General features: G+C 69.6%; 1 pseudogene. It reads right to left on the minus strand.

Annotation, left to right across the window (positions count from 1 at the left end):
- A pseudogene (locus tag SB751_RS28820) lies at positions 1 to 193 on the minus strand (TonB-dependent receptor plug domain-containing protein); the annotation flags it as partial.
- Positions 194 to 342 lie beyond the last annotated feature (149 nt).

The raw sequence follows: 342 nt of genomic DNA on the forward strand, positions 1-342 counted from the left end.
CCGCGCGCGCGTCGTTGGCGCCGCCGTAGCTCGCGTCGATGGCGCCCGTCACGCCCTGGATCGGCTCGCGCGGAATGCGGTTGTCGATGGTGTTGACCACGCCGCCGATCGCGTTGCCGCCGTACAGCAGCGCGGCCGGTCCACGCACGATCTCGACGCGCTCGATCGACAGCGGGTCCTCCGGCACCGCGTGTGAGCGCGCGCTCGCGCAGCGGATTGAAGACGATGATCGGCACGTTGCGGCGCGAGCACTCGTGCAGCGTGCCCATCATCCGCGGGTGGTTGGTGCCGGGGTTGTGGCCGATCGAGATGATCAGCTCGCAGTGGTCGAAATCCTCGAGC

It is taken from the genome of Cupriavidus sp. SIMBA_020 (genome assembly GCF_046535395.1).
Taxonomy (GTDB): Bacteria; Pseudomonadota; Gammaproteobacteria; order Burkholderiales; family Burkholderiaceae; genus Cupriavidus; species Cupriavidus campinensis.